This is a genomic window from Streptomyces sp. NPDC048521 (assembly GCF_043199855.1).
GTDB lineage: Bacteria > Actinomycetota > Actinomycetes > Streptomycetales > Streptomycetaceae > Streptomyces.
The window spans coordinates 17,108-36,753 of record NZ_JBICWR010000008.1; the positions used below are offsets into that span (position 1 = coordinate 17,108).

Annotated in this window: 19 protein-coding genes; 15 read left to right on the forward strand and 4 right to left on the reverse strand. The window is 72.7% G+C overall.

From position 1 onward, the window contains the following. The first annotated feature begins 178 nt into the window (after positions 1–178). Positions 179–3,427: a S8 family serine peptidase gene (locus ACGFRF_RS19805; RefSeq protein WP_393741579.1), complete on the forward strand. Its 3,249-nt coding sequence runs from the start codon at positions 179–181 to the stop codon at positions 3,425–3,427. Between the two features lie 74 nt (positions 3,428–3,501). Here the strand turns inward: ACGFRF_RS19805 and ACGFRF_RS19810 are convergent, their stop codons facing one another. Next, complete coding sequence (locus tag ACGFRF_RS19810) at positions 3,502–4,410, reverse strand: helix-turn-helix domain-containing protein (protein WP_393741580.1); 909 nt, start codon at positions 4,408–4,410, stop codon at positions 3,502–3,504. Positions 4,411–4,577: 167 nt separating this feature from the next. Between ACGFRF_RS19810 and ACGFRF_RS19815 the strand changes: the two genes are divergently transcribed. Next, a complete protein-coding gene (locus ACGFRF_RS19815; protein ID WP_393741582.1) occupies positions 4,578–5,621 on the forward strand; it encodes an NAD(P)-dependent alcohol dehydrogenase in 1,044 nt (347 codons plus the stop codon). A 496-nt stretch (positions 5,622–6,117) separates the two neighbouring features. On the opposite strand, the gene ACGFRF_RS19820 is transcribed toward ACGFRF_RS19815, so the two are convergent. Next, positions 6,118–7,521, reverse strand: a complete 1,404-nt coding sequence (locus ACGFRF_RS19820; RefSeq protein ID WP_393741584.1) for an MFS transporter — start codon at positions 7,519–7,521, stop codon at positions 6,118–6,120. A gap of 128 nt (positions 7,522–7,649) precedes the next feature. Between ACGFRF_RS19820 and ACGFRF_RS19825 the strand changes: the two genes are divergently transcribed. The 4 genes from ACGFRF_RS19825 to ACGFRF_RS19840 all read left to right on the forward strand — a co-directional run bounded on the left by ACGFRF_RS19825 (position 7,650) and on the right by ACGFRF_RS19840 (position 10,425). After that, positions 7,650–8,177 carry a winged helix-turn-helix transcriptional regulator gene (locus ACGFRF_RS19825; RefSeq protein WP_393741586.1) on the forward strand — a complete coding sequence of 176 codons (528 nt, stop codon included), beginning with the start codon at positions 7,650–7,652 and terminating at the stop codon, positions 8,175–8,177. 136 nt (positions 8,178–8,313) lie between these two features. Further along, entirely contained in the window at positions 8,314–8,625 is a 312-nt protein-coding gene (locus ACGFRF_RS19830) for a DUF6412 domain-containing protein (protein WP_393741588.1), read from the forward strand. Positions 8,626–8,722: 97 nt separating this feature from the next. Continuing rightward, entirely contained in the window at positions 8,723–9,439 is a 717-nt protein-coding gene (locus ACGFRF_RS19835; protein WP_393741590.1) for a YidC/Oxa1 family membrane protein insertase, read from the forward strand. Positions 9,440–9,567: 128 nt separating this feature from the next. Further along, the gene (locus ACGFRF_RS19840) at positions 9,568–10,425 is read left to right on the forward strand and encodes a fumarylacetoacetate hydrolase family protein (protein ID WP_393741592.1); all 858 of its coding nucleotides are present in this window, start codon (positions 9,568–9,570) and stop codon (positions 10,423–10,425) included. 96 nt (positions 10,426–10,521) lie between these two features. Here ACGFRF_RS19840 and ACGFRF_RS19845 read toward each other — a convergent pair whose 3' ends face one another. Then, positions 10,522–11,022, reverse strand: a complete 501-nt coding sequence (locus tag ACGFRF_RS19845) for a heme-degrading domain-containing protein (RefSeq protein ID WP_393741594.1) — start codon at positions 11,020–11,022, stop codon at positions 10,522–10,524. Beyond that, positions 11,022–12,095 (reverse strand): Gfo/Idh/MocA family oxidoreductase, encoded by a 1,074-nt coding sequence (locus ACGFRF_RS19850; protein WP_393741596.1) that lies wholly within the window; start codon positions 12,093–12,095, stop codon positions 11,022–11,024. The genes ACGFRF_RS19845 and ACGFRF_RS19850 overlap by 1 nt, the downstream gene beginning before the upstream one ends. Positions 12,096–12,151: 56 nt before the next feature. On the opposite strand from ACGFRF_RS19850, the gene ACGFRF_RS19855 reads away from it, so the two are divergent. From ACGFRF_RS19855 to ACGFRF_RS19895, 9 genes are all read left to right on the forward strand, one after another. Further along, positions 12,152–13,390: an ROK family protein gene (locus tag ACGFRF_RS19855; protein ID WP_393741598.1), complete on the forward strand. Its 1,239-nt coding sequence runs from the start codon at positions 12,152–12,154 to the stop codon at positions 13,388–13,390. 164 nt (positions 13,391–13,554) lie between these two features. Then, entirely contained in the window at positions 13,555–13,911 is a 357-nt protein-coding gene (locus ACGFRF_RS19860; RefSeq protein WP_393741600.1) for a hypothetical protein, read from the forward strand. A gap of 26 nt (positions 13,912–13,937) precedes the next feature. Beyond that, a complete protein-coding gene (locus ACGFRF_RS19865) occupies positions 13,938–14,231 on the forward strand; it encodes a hypothetical protein (protein WP_393741602.1) in 294 nt (97 codons plus the stop codon). A 102-nt stretch (positions 14,232–14,333) separates the two neighbouring features. Then, a complete protein-coding gene (locus ACGFRF_RS19870; protein ID WP_393741604.1) occupies positions 14,334–15,260 on the forward strand; it encodes a hypothetical protein in 927 nt (308 codons plus the stop codon). A gap of 206 nt (positions 15,261–15,466) precedes the next feature. Beyond that, a complete protein-coding gene (locus ACGFRF_RS19875) occupies positions 15,467–16,246 on the forward strand; it encodes an HAD-IIA family hydrolase (protein ID WP_393741606.1) in 780 nt (259 codons plus the stop codon). Between the two features lie 121 nt (positions 16,247–16,367). Further along, on the forward strand, positions 16,368–16,919 hold the full coding sequence (locus tag ACGFRF_RS19880; protein WP_393741608.1) for a hypothetical protein: 552 nt from the start codon (positions 16,368–16,370) through the stop codon (positions 16,917–16,919). An 8-nt stretch (positions 16,920–16,927) separates the two neighbouring features. Beyond that, the gene (locus ACGFRF_RS19885; protein ID WP_393741609.1) at positions 16,928–17,599 is read left to right on the forward strand and encodes a class F sortase; all 672 of its coding nucleotides are present in this window, start codon (positions 16,928–16,930) and stop codon (positions 17,597–17,599) included. Positions 17,600–17,691: 92 nt separating this feature from the next. Beyond that, positions 17,692–18,717: a glycoside hydrolase family 6 protein gene (locus ACGFRF_RS19890; protein WP_393741611.1), complete on the forward strand. Its 1,026-nt coding sequence runs from the start codon at positions 17,692–17,694 to the stop codon at positions 18,715–18,717. A 222-nt stretch (positions 18,718–18,939) separates the two neighbouring features. Then, entirely contained in the window at positions 18,940–19,638 is a 699-nt protein-coding gene (locus ACGFRF_RS19895; protein WP_393741613.1) for a CDP-alcohol phosphatidyltransferase family protein, read from the forward strand. The last annotated feature ends 8 nt before the right edge of the window (positions 19,639–19,646 follow it).

Below are 19,646 nucleotides of genomic sequence, written 5' to 3' on the forward strand. Positions count from 1 at the left end.
CCCCGGCATACTTCGGGATCCGGGGGGTTGACGTACATACGTACGAGGCTGCCCCCGGCCGGGTGAACGGGGAATTCGCCCGGTACTTCATCTCCAGGGGGAGAACTTGCGCCAACAAGTGAAAAGAGCTGCTGCGGCCAGTGTGGCAACGGCCGCAGCCGTCGCCCTCGCAGCGGGAATGACCAGCCCGGCGTCGGCGAAACCCGCACCCGCCAAGGCCGCTGCCATTGCCGCCTCGAAGATCACCGCCAAGCACCAAGTCACCCTCATCACCGGCGACCGGGTCGCCCTCGACGCCGAGGGCCGGGTCGTCGGCCTGGAGCGGGCCAAGGGGCGCGAGCACATACCCTTCCAGGTCCGCAAGGCCGGCGGACACACGCTGGTCGTCCCCGCCGACGCGGCCCGCCTGGTCGCCTCCGGCACGCTGGACCAGCGCCTGTTCGACATCACCGAGCTGAACAAGGCCGCCACCCGCAAGGCCCAGAAGAACGGCCTGAAGGTCATCGTCGGCTACAGCGGCTCCGCCGCGTCCGCGAAGGCCGACGTCCGGGACGCCGGCCACCTGCGCCGCAGCCTGAAGGCGCTCAACGCGGACGCCGTGCAGACCCCGGTCAAGGACACCGCCGAACTGTGGGACGCGGTCACCAACGGCAACAGGACGGCCGCCGGTATCGCGCACGTCTGGCTCGACGGAGTCCGCAAGGCCTCCCTCGACAAGTCCGTGCCGCAGATCGGCGCCCCGACCGCGTGGAAGGCCGGCTACACCGGCAAGGGCGTGAAGGTCGCCGTCCTCGACACGGGTGTGGACGCCACCCACCCGGACCTCAAGGACCAGGTGATCGAGGCCAAGAACTTCACCGCCGCCGCCGACGCCACCGACCACTTCGGTCACGGCACGCACGTGGCCTCCATCGTGGCGGGCACCGGCGCCAAGTCGGGCGGCAAGTACAAGGGTGTCGCTCCGGACGCCAAGATCCTCAACGGCAAGGTCCTGGACGACAGCGGTTCCGGTGACGACTCCGGCATCCTCGCCGGCATGGAGTGGGCGGCCGCGCAGGGCGCCTCCGTCATCAACCTCAGCCTCGGCGGCTACGACACACCCGAGGTCGACCCGCTCGAGGCGGAGGTCAACAAGCTCTCCGCCGAGAAGGGCGTCCTGTTCGCGATCGCCGCGGGCAACGAGGGCCCCCAGTCGATCGGTTCGCCGGGCAGCGCGGACGCCGCGCTCACCGTCGGCGCCGTCGACGACAAGGACAAGCTGGCCGACTTCTCCTCCACCGGCCCGCGGGCCGGCGACGGTGCCATCAAGCCGGACGTCACCGCGCCCGGAGTGGACATCACCGCCGCCGCGGCCAAGGGCAGCCTCATCGACCAGGAGGTCGGCGAGAAGCCCGAGGGCTACCTGACCATCTCCGGCACCTCGATGGCCACCCCGCACGTCGCGGGCGCCGCCGCGATCCTGAAGCAGGAGCACCCCGACTGGGGCTACACGGAGCTGAAGGGTGCCCTGACCGGCTCCACCAAGGGCGGCAGGTACACGCCGTTCCAGCAGGGTACGGGCCGCATCCAGGTCGACAAGGCCATCAAGCAGTCGATCGTCGCCGACCCGGTCTCGGTGAGCTTCGGTGTGCAGCAGTGGCCGCACACCGACGACAAGCCGGTCACCAAGAAGCTGACGTACCGCAACCTCGGTGACCAGGACGTCACACTCACCCTGGCCGCCACCGCCAGCAACCCCAAGGGCGCCGCGGCACCGTCGGGCTTCTTCAAGCTCGCCGCGACCAAGGTGACCGTGCCGGCGCACGGCAAGGCCTCGGTGGACCTCACCGTCGACACCAAGCTCGGCGGCACCGTCGACGGCGCCTACTCCGCGTACGTGACGGCGACGGGCGGCGGCCAGACGGTCCGCACGGCCGCCGCGGTCCAGCGCGAGGTGGAGTCGTACGACGTCACGCTGAAGTTCATCGGCCGTGACGGCAAGCCGGCCCCGTACTACGACGCCGACGTCAGCGGCGTGGCGGGCCTGGCGAACGGCGTCTGGCTGAACCCGTACGACAAGGACGGCACGGTGAAGGTGCGCGCGCCCAAGGGCACGTACATCCTCAACACCGCCGTCTACGTGGACCCGAAGGACGGCACCAAGGGCATCGACTGGATCGCCCAGCCGAAGCTGACCGTCTCCAAGAAGCAGACGATCACGATCGACGCGCGCAAGGCCAAGCGGGTGGACATCACCGTCCCGGCCTCGGGCGTGACATCGCAGTTCGCCTCGCCGGAGTACGACGTCACCATCGGCGACGGCCAGTACGGCTACGGCTGGTTCCTGGACTCGTACAAGAACTTCCGCACCGCCCACCTGGGCCCGGCGCTGCCCGCCGGATCGCTGTACCAGCAGTGGGACGGCCACTGGACCAAGGGCGCCACGGACGAGTACGACGTGACCTCGGGCAGCTCGGTCAAGCAGCTCGCCACCGGCTACACCAAGCACTACAAGGCCGGCGACCTGGCCACGGTCAAGGTCCGGCTCGGTGCCGCCGCGAGCGGCAAGACCGGCTCGGTCAGCGCCGTCGGCTGGCTGCCCGGCAGCACCGGTGCCTCCTCCATCGGCATCAACCAGAAGCTGCCCGGCACCCGCACCCTGCACCTGTCCGCCAAGGGCGGCGTGGCCTGGCAGTTGGAGTTCGAGCAGAACGGCGGCTTCGACCAGGACGGCTTCCCGGTCTCCGAGGCCGGCTACTCGCTCGGCCAGTTCACCTTCAAGGCCGGCCAGACCTACACGAAGACGGTCAACACCGCGGTCTTCGGCCCGCACGTCTCCAGGGACTTCGGTCTCTTCCGGGACGGCAACGAGATCTTCGGTTCGCTGCCGCTGTTCGCCGACTCGGCCAAGCACGCCGGGTACTCGGAGTTCACCTCGGCGAAGACGACCCTGTACCGCAACGGCACCAAGGTCGGCTCCAACGACGACCCGCTGTTCGGCGGCAAGACCTTCAAGGTCCCGGCCGGTGACGCGGCCTACAAGCTGACCACCTCGGTCAAGCGGTCGGCCAAGGTCGCGCAGGCCTCCTCCCGGATCGACGCGACCTGGACCTTCCGGTCGAAGAAGCCGTCGAGCGACTTCGCCCAGCTCCCGGCCTCCGCCCTGCACTTCGGCGCCGTCACCGGCCTGGACAGCCGTGTCGCCGCCGGCAAGAAGGTCACCTTCCCGGTCACCGTCGAGGGTTCGGCCGCGGGCGGCAACCTGAAGTCCCTCGCCGTCTACGTCTCCTACGACGGCAAGACGTGGAAGAAGGTCGACGTCCGCGGCGGCAAGATCACCGTGAAGAACCCGGCCAAGGGCAAGTCCATCTCCTTCCGCACCAAGATCACCGACAAGAAGGGCAACACGTCGGAGATCAAGATCTACGACGCCTACTTCGGCAAGTAGGCCGCAGCACCCCCCGACGGGGTTGATGAGGGGCACACCGGAGAACAGCCTCCGGGGTGCCCCTCATCGCGTGGTCAGCGCGCCGTCGCCGTCGTGGCGTCCGCGCCCCAGCTGGCCAGCAGCCGCAGGGACTCGGCGGACGGCGTGCCCGGTTCGGCGTGGTACGTCACCAGGGACTGGTCCGTGCCGTCCGTCAGGCGGAAGGACTCGAAGTTCAAGGAGAGGTCGCCCACCAGGGGGTGGTGCAGGTGCTTGACGCCATGGTTCTTCTCCTTGACGTCATGGGTGGCCCACAGGCGGCGGAACTCCTCGCTCTTGACCGAGAGTTCGCCCACCAGCGCCGACAGGCGCGGATCGTCCGGGTAGCAGCCCGCGTCCATGCGCAGGGAGCAGACGATGTCGATCGCCTTCTGCTGCCAGTCGACGAACAGATCGCGGTACTCGGGCCGCAGGAACACCAGGCGAGCCCAGTTGCGCTCGCCGGCCGGCAGTTCCGCCCAGTCCCCGAAGACGGCCGCCGCCATCCGGTTCCAGGCGAGGATCTCCGCGCGCCGGCCGACGATGTACGCCGGTACCCCGTCCATCGTGTCCAGCAGTCGGCACAGGGAGGAGCGGACCTGCTGCTGCCGCGTCGCCGGTTTCTTCTTGTGCGACTTCGGCTTGGCCAGGTGGATGAGATGGGCGTGCTCGGCGTTCGTCAGCCGCAGGGCGCGGGCGATCGAGTCCAGCACCTCCGCCGAGACGTTCCGTCCGTTGCCCTGTTCCAGCCGGGTGTAGTACGCCACCGACACCCCGGCCAGCTGTGCCAGCTCCTCGCGGCGCAGCCCCGGCACCCGGCGGTGCCGTCCGAAGTCCGGCAGGCCCACGTCCTCCGGCTTCAGCCGGGCACGCCTGCTGCGCAGGAACTCGCTCAGCTCGGCCCGCCGGTCCAGGGGCCGGCCGGCGGCGGCTGCCGCCTGCGGCTGTTCGTCCCTGCGTTCCATACGTCCAGTATTCCTGGTCGTACGCACCCGAGCCTGACCCCGCCAGTGGTACGCACAGCGGTCGTACGCACAAGCGTGGGCTGGGTGGCGGACCGGATCGGCGGCAAGCTGGAAGACGTGCCCGGCCGAAGGCCGCCGGGCAGAGGACCTCTTAGGAGAACCCCGGCATGACCACTGTTGCTGCGTACGCCGCGCCCGCGCCGAAGGCCCCGCTGGAGCGGACCACCATCGAGCGGCGCGCGGTCGGTGACTTCGACGTCCTGATCGACATCAAGTTCGCCGGTATCTGCCACTCCGACATCCACCAGGCCCAGGACGGCTGGCGCCCCGGCATCTTCCCGATGGTCCCGGGCCACGAGATCGCGGGCGTCGTCTCCGAGGTCGGCCCGGGTGTGACCAGGTTCGCCGTCGGTGACCGGGTGGGTGTCGGCTGCATGGTCGACTCCTGCCGTGAGTGCGACAACTGCAAGGCCGGCCTGGAGCAGTACTGCTCCACAGGCGGCATTGTCTGGACGTACAACGCCGTCGGCAAGGACGGCGAGCCCACCTACGGCGGCTACTCGGAGAAGATCGTCGTCGACGAGAACTACGTCGTCCGCATCCCCGACGGGCTGTCGCTCGACGAGGCCGCGCCGCTGCTGTGCGCCGGCATCACCACCTACTCCCCGCTGAAGCACTGGAACGCCGGCCCCGGCAAGAAGGTCGCCGTGGTCGGTCTGGGCGGCCTCGGCCACATGGGCGTCAAGCTCGCGCACGCGCTGGGTGCCGAGGTCACGGTGCTCTCCCAGTCGCTGCGCAAGAAGGACGACGGCCTCAAGCTCGGTGCCGATCACTACTACGCCACCAGCGACCCGAAGACCTTCGAGGAGCTGGCGGGCACCTTCGACCTCATCCTCAACACGGTCTCGGCCCCGCTCGACTTCGCCGCGTACCTGTCCCTGCTGCGCACCGACGGCACCATGGTGAACGTAGGCCTCCCCGAGGAGCCGGTGCAGATCGTGCTGCAGTCGCTGCTCGGCAACCGCCGCAGCATCAGCAGCTCCGGCATCGGCGGCATCGCCGAGACCCAGGAGATGCTGGACTTCTGCGCCGAGCACGGCCTGGGCGCGGAGATCGAGCTGATCAGCGCCGAGCAGATCAACGAGGCGTACGAGCGGGTGCAGGCGAGCGACGTCCGCTACCGCTTCGTCATCGACACCGCCACGATCTGACGTCGCCGCGGGGCGGAGGGTGCGGAGGAGCGCCGTTGGATGGTGGCCCGTTCCCGGGTGCGGCTGCGGTCGTGACCGGTCGCGCGGTTCCCCGCGCCCCTTCGGGCGCTCCGCTCCGCCCGGCTCTGGCCCAGGCGGAGCCCTCGCCCGCGCCGTACGCCCGCACGGTCACGCCCCCGTCCTCGCCGACGCGTACGACATGGACCCGCCCGGCCCCCCTACACCTGTTCCCGCAGCGCGGGCACGCTGACCGCTGCGCCCGCCGCCGGGGCTGCCGACACCGGCACGCTCACCGCTGCGCCCGCACCCGTTCCCGCAGCGCGGGCACGCTGACCGCTGCGCCCGCCGCCGGGGCTGCCGACACCGGCACGCTCACCGCTGCGCCCGCACCCGTTCCCGCAGCACCGGCACGCTCACCGCTGCGCCTGCACCCGTTCCCGCAGCGCGGGCACGCTGACCGTTCCGACCGCCGCCGGGGCCGCCGACACCAGCACGCTCACCGCTGCGCCCGCACCCGTTCCCGCAGCGCCAGCACGCTGACCGCTCCGACCGCCGCCAGGGCCGCCGACACCAGCAGGGCGATGTTCGCGCCGCGGGCCAGGTTGCCGGAGGAGGTGGCGAGGGCGATGGTCAGGGCGACGCCGGCGCAGGAGCCGATGTAGCGGAAGGTCTGCTGGGCGCCCGAGCCCATCGCGGCCCGCTCCCGCGGCACCGAGTCGACGGCGAGCAGCGGCAGGGCCCCGTTCAGCAGGCCGCTGCCCACCCCGCCCAGGATCAGGCCGGGCAGCAGACGGGGCCAGGAGCCGGAGCCGACGGCACCGAGCATCGTCACCACGGCGACCGCGTGCAGGGCGAAGCCGAGGGCCAGCTGGGCGCGCGGGGAGACGCGGCCCGCCAGGTGCTTGACCTGGAGGGCCACCGCGAAGCTCAGCCCGGACCAGAGCAGGAACAGCCAGGCCGTGGCCAGGGGCGACAGCCGCATGGTCTGCTGCAGCAGGGCCGGCAGGAAGCTGAACACGCCGATCACCGCGAGGCCCGTGAACAGGCCGCCCGCCGAGGAGGCAAGGAAGCGGGCGTGGCGCAGCAGACCGAGGTCGATCATCGGGGTGCCGACCCGGCGCTCCACCGCCACGAACGCGGCGACCAGCAGCGCGGCCGTCGCGAACAGCAGGCCCACCGGTGCCCGCAGCCAGCCGTCCCGGCCCAGGGTGAGGGCCGCGATCAGGGCCACCAGGGCCAGGCCGAAGGTCAGTGCGCCGAGCGCGTCCGGCCGGCCGCCGCGCGGGGCGCGGGACTCCGCCAGCGCGCGGGTGCCGAGCGCGGCCACGAGGAGCGCGGCGGCGCCCAGGACGCCGTACGCCACCCGCCAGCTCGGCAGCGCGCCGGCGACGAGGGGGCCCAGCGCGATGCCGCCGCTGACGAAGGCGCCCCACACCCCGGTGGCGTGCAGCCGGCCGCGCGGGCTCGGGAAGGCGTGCACGATCAGGCCCAGGCTGCTGGCCAGGATCGCCGCGCTCGCCGCGCCCTGGGCGATACGGGCGAGGGTGAACTGCCAGGTCGTCGTGGTCAACGCGCCGAGGGCGGTGGTGAGGCCCAGGGCCAGCGTGCCGGCGAGGAAGATCCGGCGGCGGCCGTAGTCGTCGGCGAGGCTGCCGGCCACCAGCAGGAGGGCGGCGAGGCCCAGCGGGGTGCCGTTGAGCAGCCAGGCCTGGGCGGAGAGCGGGGTGTGCAGCGCGGCCGCCGTGTCCGGCAGCGTGACCATCGGGGCCGTGTACGTCATCAGGGTCACGGTGGTCGCCGCGCTGGTCAGGGCCAGGGTGGCCCGGGGGCGCAGGGGGGCGTCCCGGGCGGCCGTGGTTCTCGCGGCTGCGGAGGCGGTGAGGGAGCGGAGCCCGGTCATGGCCTGTTCTGTCCTTCCGGGGCCTTCGGCTTGCGGTTCGTTCATTGAACCGACGTTCTTCCGGGTCACCGTAACACCTCTGGTTCGGTCACTGAACCCAGGAGGTGGACGTGGTTACAGTGGAAGGCATGGCACTGGGCAAGGACTACGCGACACAGGAGTGCTCGATCGCCCGCGCGCTCGAGATCGTCGGCGAGCGCTGGACGCTGCTCGTCGTCCGGGACGCGCTGTACGGCGTCCGGCGGTACAACGACTTCCTGGTCCACCTCGGCATTCCGCGCGCCGTCCTGGCCGCCCGGCTGCAGACCCTGACCGCCGAGGGCATCCTCGACAAGCGCCGGTACCAGCAGTCACCGCCCCGGGACGAGTACGTCCCCACCGAGCGGGCCATCGCCCTGTGGCCCGCCCTGCGCGCCCTCAGCCTGTGGGGGCGCGAGCACTTCGGCGAGACCCAGCTGCGCCACTTCCGGCACCTGGACTGCGGCACGGAACTCGGGCCGTACGGCGAGTGCCCCGCCTGCCGGGTCGTCGTACCCGTCGCGGACGTCCTCATGGAGCCGGGGGCCGGGCTCGATCCGGACCCCGCGGACCCGGTCAGCAGGGCACTGCTCAGGCCGAAACGCCTGCTGGAGCCGCTGGACACCGAAACGGCGTGATCGTCCCGGCGCCGGCCGGTACGAAGCCTCGCGAACCGGTCGACGACGCGGAGCGAGTGCCGGTCAGCGGTACGTTCTCGCCGGTCAGGTATAAAAGGCGGACGGGTATCGGCAGGTGACGCGGAGGGGGGAACCGGTGATCCGCAGGCTCGCGTGTTCCCGTCGCCTCGCGCCGCTGCTGCTCCTGCTGCTGCCGGTCTTCCTGCTGGACACCGGCACCCTCTTCACGACCGTGGCGCTCGCCGCGACCGCCGCGGCCGGGTCCGCGCTCGTCGTCTGCGCCCTGCTGTCCGCGCGCTCCGCGCCCGCCGTGCCGCCCACCCGGGTGCGCACGGCCCTGCGCGACCGGGCCCGGCGTACCGCCTTCCTGCCGCAGCGCGATCCCGACGCACCCGGCCGGCGACGGCCCAGGGCACCCGGCCGGGCCCTTCCGGCGACCGCCGCGTAGGGCACGTATCCCCGCACACCGCACGTGACCCCGCGCGGGTCGTCATGCCGATCTCACCTTCGCTTCCGGCACGACGAGACCCCCGGAGGGCTCACCCATGTCCGTCTTCTCCGTCTTCGCCCGCATGGTCGAGCAACTCGCCGACCTGCTGACACCGCTCTTCCACGGCTCCGCGGCCGCCGCCGCGATCGTCCTGTTCACCGCCCTCGTACGGCTCCTCGTCCACCCCTTGTCCCGCGCCGCCGCCCGCGGCCAACGGGCCCGCGCCGCGCTCCGGCCCAGGATCGCCGAGCTGCGCGCGCAGCACGCCGAGAACCCCGAGCGGCTGCGGCAGGCGGTGCTGGAACTGCACGCCGAGGAGAAGGTGTCACCGCTGTCCGGCTGCCTGCCCGGGCTGCTCCAGCTGCCCGCCTTCTTCCTCCTCTACCACCTGTTCTCCGGCGGCGGCGCGAGCAACGGACTGCTCGCCCACCGGCTGTTCGCGGCACCGCTCGGCGGCCGGTGGGCCGACGCGCTCGCCGACGGCGGGGTGTCCGGGCCGGCCGGGCTCGTCTACCTCGGCCTCTTCGCCCTCGTCACGGCCGTCGCCGCCTTCACCTACCGCCGCACGAAGCAGACCATGGCGAAGAACCCGGTCACGGCCGGGACGGCCGACGGGGAGCGGCTGCCCGGGCTCGGCGCGGTCAACCGGGTCGTGCCGTTCCTCTCCTTCTTCACGCTCGTCACCGTCGCCGTCGTACCGCTCGCGGCGGCGCTGTACATCGTCACCAGCACGACCTGGAGCGCGGTGGAACGGGCCGCCCTGTACCGGTAGGGGCGGCGGTTGCGGTCCAGTCCGTGAACAGGGTCTTGCGGACTGGACCGCGGGATTGGAGGATCAGCCAGTCCTCCGATGGCTGCACCCATCGGGCGGGCGCTCCGCGATCGAGGGAGATGGTGACCATGAAGCTGCTGCGAGTCGGCACGGCAGGGGCGGAGCGGCCCGCGCTGCTCGACGCCGAGGGGACGCTGCGTGACCTGTCGGGCCTGGTGGAGGACATCGACGGCGCGTTCCTCGCCGACGCCTCCGCGCTCGGCCGGGTACGGGCGGCCGCCGAGGCCGGCGAGCTGCCCGTGCTGGACGCGGCGGGGCTGCGGATCGGGCCGCCGGTCGGCCGCATCGGGAAGATCGTGTGCATCGGGCTCAACTACCACGACCACGCCCGTGAGACCGGCGCCGAGCCGCCGTCCGAGCCGGTCGTCTTCTTCAAGGCGGCGGACACGGTCGTCGGGCCGAACGACACCGTGCTGGTGCCGCGCGGCTCGGTGAAGACCGACTGGGAGGTGGAACTCGCCGTCGTCATCGGCCGTACGGCCCGCTATCTGGAGTCGGCCGAGGAGGGGCTCGCGCACGTCGCCGGGTACGCCGTCGCGCACGACGTCTCCGAGCGGGAGTTCCAGATCGAGCGGGGCGGGACCTGGGACAAGGGCAAGAACTGCGAGACGTTCAATCCGCTGGGGCCGTGGCTGGTGACGGCCGACGAGGTGCCGGACCCGCAGCGGCTCTCCCTGAAGCTGTGGGTCAACGGGGAGCTGAAGCAGGACGGGACGACGGCCGAGCAGATCTTCCCGGTCGGGGAAGTGGTGCGCTACGTCAGCCGGTTCATGACGCTCTACCCCGGGGACGTCATCAACACGGGGACGCCGGCCGGGGTGGCGATGGGGCGGCCCGAGCCGAAGCCGTACCTGCGGAGCGGTGACGTGGTGGAGCTGGAGATCGCCGGGCTCGGTCGTCAGCGGCAGGAGTTGAAGGACGCGTAGAAGCTCCGCCGGGAGCGCCGGGGAACTGCGGTCTTACCGCGGCCGTGGGTCGGCCGTGTCCGCTCGCGCAGTTCCCCGCGCCCCCTGTGCCGGCTGCTAAACCCCCAGATACTGCTCCAGGGCCTCCACCACGAACCTGTGGTCCTGGAGCTGGGGCAGGCCCGAGACCGTCACCGTGCCGATGACGCCGGCGTTCTCGACGTTGATCGGGAACGAGCCGCCGTGGGCCGCGTAGGTGTCGGGGTCGAGGCGGGAGGAGTCCTCGAAGGTCGTGCCCTTGGCGCGGAAGCGGGCGCCGACCAGGTAGGAGGAGGCGCCGTAGCGCTCCACCACCCGGCGCTTGCGGGCGATCCAGGCGTCGTTGTCCGGTGTGGAGCCCGGCAGGGCCGCGTGGAAGAGCTGCTGGCCGGCGCGGTGGATGTCGATGGCGACCGGCGCCTGGCGCTCCCGGGCCAGCTCCACCAGCAGGGAGCCGAGGGCCCACGCGTCGTCGTGGGTGAACCGCCGGAAGACCAGGCGGCGTTCCTGCGCCTCCAGCTCCTCCACGCTCGGGGTGATCTCCGGGACGGACTTCGGGGTGATCTGCGGGTGGGGCATCAGAGGGTCACCGTCACCTTGTCTCGGGCCGACGTGCGGGCCGCTTCCAGGACGTCGAGGGCGGCGGCCGCCTCCAGCGCGGTCACCGGGTTGGGGCCGGCGCCGGTCAGGGCGGCGGCGAAGGCCGCGTAATACGCGGGGTAGTCGCCCGGCAGGGTCGGTACGGGGGTGCCGCCGCCGGACACCGGGGACTCGCCGGAGCCGATGCGGCCCCACAGGGCCTGGTCCTCCGCCCCCCAGTCGGGGGTGGTGCCGGGGCGGCCGCCCTCGCGCAGGGCCGCCTCCTGCGGGTCCAGGCCGTACTTCACGTAGCCCGCGCGTGAACCCAGCACCCGGAACCGCGGGCCGAGCTGGGCGGTCGTCGCGGAGACGTAGAGGTGGGAGCGCACGCCGTTCGCGTGGGTGAGCGCGATGAAGGTGTCGTCGTCGGTCCGGGCGCCGGGGCGGCGGATGTCCGTCTCGGCGTACACCTCGGTGACCGGGCCGAACAGGACCAGTGCCTGGTCGACGACGTGGCTGCCGAGGTCGTAGAGCAGACCTCCGACCTCTGCCGGGTCGCCGGACTCCCGCCAGCCGCCCTTGAGCTGGGGACGCCAGCGCTCGAAGCGGGACTCGAAGCGCCACGCGTCACCGAGCGCGCCGTCCGCGAGGAGCTTGGCGAGGGTCAGGAAGTCGTTGTCCCAGCGGCGGTTCTGGAACACCGACAGGAGCAGGCCGCGCTCGTCGGCGAGGGCGGCGAGGTCGCGGGCCTCGGCAGCGGTGCCGGCGACCGGCTTGTCCACGACCACCGGCAGGCCCGCCTTGAGCGCGGCCGTGGCCAGCGGCACGTGCGTCCTGTTCGGGGAGGCGATCACCACCAGGTCCAGCTCGTCCGCTCGGTCGAACAGCTCTTCGGGGGCGGCGGCGATCGTCACGTCCGGGAACTCGGCGCGGGCCTGCTGCTGCCGTTCCGGGTTCGAGGTGACCACGGTGTCCAGGGCGAGGCCCTCGGTGGCGGCGATCAGCGGGGCGTGGAAGACGGAGCCTGCGAGGCCGTAGCCGATCAGGCCGACGCGGAGGGGGGTACCAGTCATGCGTCCTACTTTCGCAACGCTGTTGCCAAAGTGCAAGCGGTGGGGAGAATGGGGGCGTGAACAGGACGAGGAGCGGCGGGCCGGCGGGCGCGAACCTGGGGGCGGTGCGCAGTCACAACACCGCATTGGTGCTGGGACTGCTGCGCGGTGCCGGGGGCGAGGGCATCAGCCGCCTCGAACTGGCCGAGCGCACCGGACTGACCCCGCAGGCCGTCAGCAAGATCACCGCGCGGCTGCGGGAGGAGGGCCTCGCGGTGGAGGCCGGCCGGCGGGCGTCCACCGGAGGCAAGCCCCGGACCGTGCTGCGGCTGGTGCCGGAGGCCGGGCACGCGGTCGGGGTGCACCTGGACCGCGACGAACTGCGGGCGGTCCTCGTCGACCTGGACGGCGCGGTGGTGGGGGAGCGGCGCGGGGAACTGGACCTGGGCGCGGGCGCGGAGGCCGTGCTCGGGGTGGTGGCGGAGGCGGTCGAGGGACTGGTCCGGGACGGCCTGGGTCCGGCCGCCGGGCGGGCGCCGGCCGGTGCCGGTGTGCTCGACGGCGGTGGGGGCCCGGCGGGCGCCGACGAGGGGCTCGGAGGCGACGGTGGACTCGCCGGCGGTGGGCGGCTCGCCGGTGTCCGGTCGCTGGTGGGCGTCGGAGTCGCGCTCCCGGGGCCGCTGGATCATGCGCGGGGCGTGCTGCACCGGGTCACAGGTTTCCCCGAGTGGGACGGGTTCCCGCTGCGGGACGCGCTGGCGGAGCGGCTGGGCGTCCCGGTCGTGGTGGACAAGGACACGAACGCCGCCGCTCTCGGACTGTCCGTCGCGGACGCGGAGGGAGAGGGCGGCTCCTTCGCGTACCTGCATCTCGGTACGGGCCTGGGGGCCGGGCTGGTGATCGGCGGGAGCGTGCACCGGGGGACGCGGACCGGCGCCGGGGAGTTCGGGCACCAGGTGCTTCAGCTGGACGGGCCGGCGTGTGAGTGCGGCAACCGGGGATGCGTGGAGGTGCTGTGCCTGGGGGCCGTGGAGCGGGGCGAGGTGGGGGAGGCCGCGCGGGTGCTGGGGGCGGCGGCCGGGAACCTGGTGGGGCTGCTGGACATCGATCTGGTGCTGCTCGGGGGGCGGACGGTGGCCGCGGCGCCGGAGATCTACCTGACCGGGGTGGCCGGCGTTCTCGCCGCTCGGGCGCGGCGGGAGGGGGTGCTCGGCGGGGCGGTTCCGGTGCGGGTGGCTCCGGGCGGTGAGCGGGTCGTGGCGGAGGGCGCCGCCCAGTTGCTGCTGGCACCACTGTTCGGCCGGTCGGAGGCCTGAGCTGCGGCCCGGTCCTGCAGTCGGCCGCAGGGCTTTGACCTGCGGAGATGTTGCGAGTCCGGTTGCTGTGGAAGAACGGGGAGGCGGGGTACCCGGCACACCCGGCCCTCCTCGCCGCAACCCGTAGCTTCCGTCACCGACCGTCCTCGCACCGGAGGTACGCGATGCACTCGACGAAAAGGGGCACGGCCGCGGGCCTGCTGGGGGCCGTCGCACTGTGCCTGTGCGCCCCGGCCCACGCTTTCGCCGCCTTGGGGGCCGCCCCGGAACCGGACAGGTACTGCGGAACGGACCGGGCGTCCGGGCTCGCGGTATGGGCCGGCCGGACCGAGTCCTGCGCCGGCGCCCTGCGGGTGGCGAGCGCCTTCACCAGGGCCGCGTCCGGCACCGCCCACGCGCCCGGCACGGTGCGCGTGGGCGGAGCCGTCTGGAAGTGCCAGGAGCGTCAGGGCGACCCGAACCCGTACCAGGAATGCGTCAACTCCAGCGACAGCAGCCGCCGGGTCACCCTCTCGTCCTGACCCGGACCGTCCCCCGGAGGTCGACGATGGTGCTCACACGTCGGCGAGCGATCGCGGCCGGTGCCGCGCTGTTCCTCGCTCTCCCCTGGGCGGCCCATGCCGCGCCCGTCACCGCCGACGACGCGTGCGGCAGGGCGGTGGCCGCCGCCGAGCGGGCCGAGCGCGCCTACGAGGCCGACAAGAAGGAGCTGCAGGGCAGGATCGCGGACGGCGGCCACCCGGACCGTTCCGAGCTGCAAGCGCTCGCGGAGACCGAGGCGAAGCGTGACAGGACGGCCTCCCAGGCCCAGCGCGTCTGCGGCCCCGGACCGGTCGGCTGAACGAGCGGACTTCGAGCGGACTTGCCGCCGCGCGCGGAGTGGCGGACCCGGCTCCCGTGTCCGTCCCGGCATGGTCATGTGTTCATGCGACTGTGTTCATCCTTGTCCCTCTGCCTGGCCGCAGCCGCCGTCCTCGTTCCGGTGTCGTCGCCCGCCGCCCACGCGGAGGCGCCCTCCTCCTGCGCGGAGGGATCCGCCGACCGCAGCTTCCCGCTGGCCACTCGCATCCACGGCGGGCCCGGCTCCTACGAGGCGGGCGGCGGTTACGGCACCTGGTACATCGATCTGACCAACACCACCCGCCGCACCTGCACGGCCGTCCACCCGGTCGTCGTCCTCGTCGACGACAAACGCGCCTTGAAGCCGGACCAGCCGAAGCTGGAGTTCTACGACGGACCGCGCACCCGCCCGGTGGCGTTCGAGAGCACCGACGAGCAGGAACTGGTCGGCGTGCTGGAAGGGCCCGGATTCGGGGGGTTCACCGTGCCGCCCGGCGCAACCCTCAGCGTCAAGATCAGGCTCGCCCTCACCTCCGACGCCGTACCCGACCAGGTCACCGCCAACGCCGCTGTCGTCCAGCGGAGGGGGAAGGACGGGGACTGGATCGGGGAGTCCAACGCCTACCGGTTCGGGATCGACGAGGAGGGACCGGGCGGGCGGGAGACCCCCGACGGGCCGGGCGGGCGGGAGACCCCCGACGGGCCGGGCGGGCGGGAGACGCCCGACGGGCCGGGCGCGGAGCAGTCGCCAGGCGGGCCCGGCGTACAGGAGACGCCCTCCGCGGACGGCACCCAGGACACCGACGGGACGGAGAGCACCCCGCCCGGCAGCCCGCGGGCCACGCCCGGCGCCGCCACACCCGACCCCTCCGCGTTCTTCGCCCAGGACGCACAGGACGCCGCCGCGGAACGGGCCCGCGAGCTGGCGCGTACCGGACCCGAGCCGGCCCACCGCCTGCTCGCGGCCGCCGCCACCCTGCTCGCCGTGGCCGGTGGCGGCGCGTTCCTGCTGGCCCGCAGGCGCCGCTGAGGCGCGGACCGCCGTACGACGGGGGGCGTTCTGCGGGCCCGGCCGGTGCGAGCGGCGCCCGCGTCCGCCGCCGCACCGGCGGCTACACCTGGTACCTGATGATCGACGGGGTACGGATCAGGCAGTCCTGACTAGGCTGTGGGCGTCGGTACGCCGTGGTTCCGGCGCCCCCGCTTCTCGTCCGTACGTACCAGGAGACGCACAACATGGCAGACCGCAAGCCCATCGAGTCATGGCTCACCGACATGGACGGCGTCCTGATCCACGAGGGTGTGCCGATCCCGGGTGCCGACGCCTTCCTGAAGAAGCTGCGCGAGTCCGGGCGGCCCTTCCTGGTGCTCACCAACAACTCCATCTACACCGCCCGCGACCTGCACGCCCGGCTGCGGCGCATGGGCCTGGACGTGCCGGTGGAGAACATCTGGACCTCCGCCCTGGCCACCGCCCAGTTCCTGGACGACCAGCGGCCCGGTGGCAGCGCCTATGTCATCGGCGAGGCGGGCCTGACCACCGCGCTGCACGACATCGGCTACATCCTCACCGACCACGAGCCCGACTTCGTGATCCTCGGCGAGACCCGCACGTACTCCTTCGAGGCCCTGACCAAGGCCGTCCGCCTGATCAACGGCGGCGCCCGGTTCATCGCCACCAACCCCGACAACGTCGGCCCCTCCGTCGAGGGCGACCTGCCCGCCACCGGCTCCGTCGCGGCCCTGATCACCGCCGCGACCGGCAAGAAGCCGTACTTCGTCGGCAAGCCGAACCCCCTGATGATGCGGGCCGGCCTGAACGCGATCGGGGCCCACTCCGAGAACTCCGCGATGATCGGCGACCGCATGGACACCGACGTGCTCGCGGGCCTGGAGGCCGGGATGCGCACCTTCCTGGTGCTCACCGGCGTCACGCAGCCGAACGACGTCGACCGCTACCCCTTCCGGCCCTCGCAGGTCGTCGACTCCATCGCGGACCTGGTCGACCTCGTCTGAGCCCACCGCCACGGGCCGTGCCCGCCCGAAACCCGGCATCACCCGTTCGGAGCAGCGAAGCGCCCCCCGAGGATGCGGGGGCGCTCCGGCGGGGGGAACCTCCTCGTACTGGAGGTTCACGATGGGCTCACTTCGCCTCACTGTCTGTACCGGAATCCTGGCGGTGGCCGCGCTCACCCCGGCGGCCCACGCGGCGGACGGCGGCTCCGTCACCGTGACCCCCGCCTCCCCGGCGCCGGGAGCCGACATCACCCTGCGGGTGAGCGGCTGCACCGGCGCGCGGGGCACCGCCGCCTCGGCCGCCTTCGTCGCCGACGCCCCCTTGACCGGCGGTCTGGGCACCCTGGCCGGCGAGAGCCGGGTCCGCTCCTCCCTCGAGCCGGGCGCCTACGACGTGCGGGTCACCTGCTCCGACGCGGTGATCACCGGCACGATCACGGTCGTGGACCGGGAGTCCGGGCAGTCCGGGCAGTCCCAGCTGTCCTTCCGGCCGCCCTCCGCCTCGCCCGTCGCCCCGGTCGACGCGGGCGGCGGTGGCACCGCGCACTTCGCCACGGTCGCCACCAGCGGTTCCGGCCCCGGCCCCCTCCAGGCGGCGACCGGCCTGGCGCTCGCCGGGATCGCCGCGGTCGCCGTCGGGATGCGCGCCCGCCGGAGCGGTGACACGCGCTGACGCCGGCCATGAGCGACGACCGTGAGCGCGCCACCGGCACCGGGCGGGTCATCACCGCCCTGGCCTGGGCGGTCCTGCTGCTCGGGCTGTGGCTGTGGGGGCGCGGCGTGACCGGCGTACCGCACGGCACGGCCGGCCTCACCACCGGTGACGTGTTCGCCCTCGGCCGCCCCGCCGATCCCGCCCGGCTGCCGAGTCCGGCGCGACCGCTGGGTGACGCCCGGCCCCAGCGCATCGACATCCCGCGGCTCGGCGTGCAGGCCCCGGTGGTGGTCCGCGGCCTGGACGCCCGGGGCGCCGTCGACCCGCCGCCCTTCGACCAGTCCGGGGTGGTCGGCTGGTACGGCTCCGGGACCGCGCCCGGCGCGGCGGGGGCGGCCCTGATGGTCGGCCATGTCGACACCGAGACCCGGCCCGCGGTCTTCTACCGGCTCAGCACCCTCGAGCCCGGCGAGACGGTCCGGGTGGTCCGCTCGGACGGCAGGGTCGCCGTGTTCACCGTCGACGACGTCCGCGTGCTGCCCCGCGACGGCTTCGACGCCCAGCAGGCGTACGGCCCCCACGAGCCGGGCCGCGCCGAACTCCGCCTGATCACCTGCGGCGGCACCTATGACCGCGCCGACCGCACCTACACGGCCAACGTGGTGGTCTCCGCCTACCTCACCGGCACCGGCCGCTGACCCCTGTCCCCCCTCCCGCGCGGCCTCGTGACGGCCACGGCGGATATGCCAGGATTGGCAGCCGGACCAGTGCGCGCCCAGGGGGGAATCGCATGTACGACAGCAGGGTGGCCCGGTCTTCGGGGCGGGCGCGGGCGGCCGCTGCGGTGCTGGGGGCGGCACTCCTGGTCGCCGGGTGCTCCTCCGAGGACGGCGACGGGGAACCGGACCCGGCGGCCCGGATCACCCAGCAGCCCAAGTCCGCCGACCCGTTCTGGGTCAACCCGGACGGCACCGCGGCCCGCCAAGCGGCCGCCTTGGCGAAAGCCGGCAGGAAGGCGGAGGCCGAGCAGATCCGGAAGATCGCCGAGCAGCCGGTGGGGGAGTGGATCGGCCCGGAGAACCCTCAGGAGGAGGCCCGCGGCTTCACCGAGGCCGCCGAGAAGTCCGACCGCACGGCGCTGCTCGTCCTCTACAACGTCCCGCACCGTGACTGCGGCCAGTACTCGCGGGGCGGTGCCGCCGACGGCGACGCCTACCGTGCCTGGCTGGACGGGGTGGCCCGGGGCATCGGCGACCGCTCCGCCGTGGTCGTCCTCGAGCCCGACGCCGTCCTGCACCTCGTGGACGGCTGCACCCCGGAGGAGTTCCACGAGGAGCGCTACGACCTCCTCGACGGCGCGATCGCCAAGCTCAAGTCGCTGAAGAACACCAAGGTGTACCTGGATGCCGGAAACCCCGGCTGGGGCCGTCCCGACCAGATCTTCCAGCCGCTCCAGCGGGCCGGCATCGACCGGGCCGACGGCTTCTCCGTCAACGTCTCCAACTTCTACTCCACCCAGGACTCCCTCGCCTACGGCAAGCAGCTCTCGGCGAAGGTGGGCGGCAAGCACTTCGTCATCGACACCAGCAGGAACGGCAACGGGCCGTACGAGGGCGGGGATCCGGCCGAGCGCTGGTGCAACCCGCCGGGCCGGGCGCTGGGCGAGACGCCGACGACCAGGACCGCGGACCCGCTGGTCGACGCCTATCTGTGGGTGAAGAGGCCGGGGGAGTCCGACGGCCAGTGCAAGGGCGGGCCGAAGGCCGGTCAGTGGTGGGCGCGTTACGCCCTCGCGTTGGCCAGGGCGAGCAAGTGACCGGTCGGTAGGCGAAGGCGCGCCCGTCGCCTCCGCGGACGGCAGGTGCCGGCGGCGAGCCGTTGTCCGTCCGGCCGTGCCCGCCGCCACCCAGGGGACGCGCACAGGAGTTGTCTCCCACGGATATGAGCTGATCGATCCCCATATGTCATGATTTTACCGATCGTGCTTCCTGTAGTGCCTTCCGTGGAGCCATCCGTAGGACCACCCATAGGGGATGAAGTGACGGCGTTCGCAGACGTGCTCAGACTGCTGTCGACGGTGCAGAAGCCGGCTGTGGGGGTGTCGCTCTACACCCGGTTCGTGAACCGTCCGGCGGGCCGGGTGTTCGCCGCGGTGGCCTACCGGATCGGGGCCACGCCGAATCAGGTGACCCTCCTCAGCGCGCTCTTCACGTTCCCGGCACTGGCCGCCGTCGCGCTGGTGCCACCCGGGCCCGGCCTCTCCGTCTGTGTGTGCACGGCCCTGGCCGTGGGCTTCGCCCTGGACTCGGCCGACGGGCAGCTGGCCCGCAGCCAGCGGTCGGGGGGACCGTCCGGGGAGTGGCTCGACCACGTCCTGGACTGTGTCAAGGTCGTGAGCGTCCACTCGGCGGTGCTGGTGGCGCTCTACCGCTTCTTCGACCTGCCCAGCCGGGCCCTGCTGCTGGCGCCGATGCTCTTCCAACTGGCGGCCGTGCTGGTCTTCTTCGTCGCGATCCTGACGGAGAAGCTGAAGCGGCGGGAGCACGACCGGGCGCCGGCCCCGCACTCGGCCCTGCGGTCCGTCCTGCTGCTGCCCGTCGACTACGGCGTGACCTGCCTGGCCTTCCTATTCCTGGGCAACCAGGGTCTCTTCCTCGGCGTGTACTGCACCCTGCTCCTGGCCCATGTCGTCTTCCTGCCCGCCTTCCTGGTCAAGAGCTTCCGCCAGCTCTGCTGAACCGAGAC

Bases quoted from the DNA above. Each gene is read 5' to 3' on its own strand.
- ACGFRF_RS19880 (WP_393741608.1), top strand. From the start codon at position 16,368: ATGGGCTCACTTCGCCTCACTGTCTGTACCGGAATCCTGGCGGTGGCC.
- ACGFRF_RS19845 (WP_393741594.1), bottom strand. From the start codon at position 11,022: ATGCCCCACCCGCAGATCACCCCGAAGTCCGTCCCGGAGATCACCCCG.
- ACGFRF_RS19890 (WP_393741611.1), top strand. From the start codon at position 17,692: ATGTACGACAGCAGGGTGGCCCGGTCTTCGGGGCGGGCGCGGGCGGCC.
- ACGFRF_RS19820 (WP_393741584.1), bottom strand. From the start codon at position 7,521: ATGACCGGGCTCCGCTCCCTCACCGCCTCCGCAGCCGCGAGAACCACG.
- ACGFRF_RS19835 (WP_393741590.1), top strand. From the start codon at position 8,723: ATGTCCGTCTTCTCCGTCTTCGCCCGCATGGTCGAGCAACTCGCCGAC.
- ACGFRF_RS19810 (WP_393741580.1), bottom strand. From the start codon at position 4,410: ATGGAACGCAGGGACGAACAGCCGCAGGCGGCAGCCGCCGCCGGCCGG.
- ACGFRF_RS19860 (WP_393741600.1), top strand. From the start codon at position 13,555: ATGCACTCGACGAAAAGGGGCACGGCCGCGGGCCTGCTGGGGGCCGTC.
- ACGFRF_RS19825 (WP_393741586.1), top strand. From the start codon at position 7,650: ATGGCACTGGGCAAGGACTACGCGACACAGGAGTGCTCGATCGCCCGC.
- ACGFRF_RS19805 (WP_393741579.1), top strand. From the start codon at position 179: ATGACCAGCCCGGCGTCGGCGAAACCCGCACCCGCCAAGGCCGCTGCC.
- ACGFRF_RS19865 (WP_393741602.1), top strand. From the start codon at position 13,938: ATGGTGCTCACACGTCGGCGAGCGATCGCGGCCGGTGCCGCGCTGTTC.
- ACGFRF_RS19840 (WP_393741592.1), top strand. From the start codon at position 9,568: ATGAAGCTGCTGCGAGTCGGCACGGCAGGGGCGGAGCGGCCCGCGCTG.
- ACGFRF_RS19850 (WP_393741596.1), bottom strand. From the start codon at position 12,095: ATGACTGGTACCCCCCTCCGCGTCGGCCTGATCGGCTACGGCCTCGCA.
- ACGFRF_RS19885 (WP_393741609.1), top strand. From the start codon at position 16,928: ATGAGCGACGACCGTGAGCGCGCCACCGGCACCGGGCGGGTCATCACC.
- ACGFRF_RS19815 (WP_393741582.1), top strand. From the start codon at position 4,578: ATGACCACTGTTGCTGCGTACGCCGCGCCCGCGCCGAAGGCCCCGCTG.
- ACGFRF_RS19875 (WP_393741606.1), top strand. From the start codon at position 15,467: ATGGCAGACCGCAAGCCCATCGAGTCATGGCTCACCGACATGGACGGC.